The organism is Ruminococcus flavefaciens (assembly GCF_900143025.1).
Classification (GTDB): domain Bacteria; phylum Bacillota; class Clostridia; order Oscillospirales; family Ruminococcaceae; genus Ruminococcus; species Ruminococcus flavefaciens_I.
In genome coordinates this window covers 1-1,212 of record NZ_FRCT01000031.1, presented here as the reverse complement: position 1 = coordinate 1,212, position 1,212 = coordinate 1, and the positions used below count along the sequence as shown (strand labels likewise).

Here is a 1,212-nt window from a genome sequence, read left to right as displayed (position 1 = left end):
CTTCGACGTTGTGCTTGTTGTAGTTGTTGTCGAAGTTGTAGTTGTGGTAGTAGTTGTTGTTGTTGTCGTCGACGTTGTTGTAGTGGTAGTTGTTGTAGTGGTAGTTGTTGTAGTCGTTGTAGTTGTCGACGTTGTTGTTGTAGTAGTTGTTGTGGAGGTCGTAGTAGTAGATGTAGAAGTTGTTGTGGTTGTGGTCTTGCTTGTAGTTGTTGATGTTGAAGTGCTTGTAGTAGTTGCCTCAGCATCGCAGACCTCAATGTGCTTACCGTTCTTGTCTACTATGTAATAACCTTCCTCAGATGTCTTGTCGGGAGCCTCCTTGAGAGCATCACCCTTTGCGTCAACTATCTTGCTGCCTCTGATAGTGAAGTTGAGTACAGAAGTGATAACATCATAGATCTTACCGCCGTCCTCGAACTTGTCACCTGTTTCCTTCAGTTTGTAGTTACCGTCCTTGAGTGCTCTTACGATCTTTGCAGACTCGCCTGATACCCACTCAATACCGATTACCTTACCGTCAGTGTTCTCGACCTTTACAAAGTCGCTGTCGTTCTTGTTTGCTTCAAGAATTGTCTTCCAGTCGATATCGGAGTTTGTGATCTCAAGACGAGCACCCTTTATCTCCTTGTCGCCTGTGATATCGCTCTTACCGATAGTGAACTCGTTAGGAGCGTCCTCGATAATGATAGTTGTCTTGTCCTCGGACATAGAAGTCTTGCCTGTTGTGGAAGCCTCTACATTCTTGACCTTACCGTTTTCGAGTACGAATGTGAACTTTGAAACTACATCGTAACCGTCAGGTGAAGCAGTTTCAACAAGTGAATACTTACCATCCTTGAGGAACTCAAAGCTTGCGGAATTGCCGTCGAAATCAGTTTCAGCAACATCACCGAGAGCTTCGCCGCCGTTGATCTTAACGCCCTTCAGCGACTGACCGTCCTCAGAGATAAGTGTGAACTTAGCCTTGCCTGCTTCCTCGGGGATAGGAGTTCCGCCCAGTGCCTGCTTGTCTATCTTGATTACCGACTTGGTGTCGAATACTTCAAGTACCTTACCGTCCTTTGATACTACTGCATCGCCGTCTGTCTCAACATCAACGTTCTTTACGATACCATTCTCGATATCGAATGTGAACTTTGTTACTGTTGTGAAGCCGTCAGGTGCTGCTGTTTCTTCGAGACTGTACTTGCCGTCTTTAAGTCCTGTGAACTT

Annotated in this window: 1 protein-coding gene; it reads right to left on the bottom strand. The window is 45.7% G+C overall.

Annotated elements, in window-relative coordinates; translation table 11 throughout:
* A partial coding sequence (locus BUB28_RS17200) for a SpaA isopeptide-forming pilin-related protein (RefSeq protein WP_207647122.1) occupies positions 1 to 1,212 on the bottom strand: 1,212 nt, incomplete at both ends.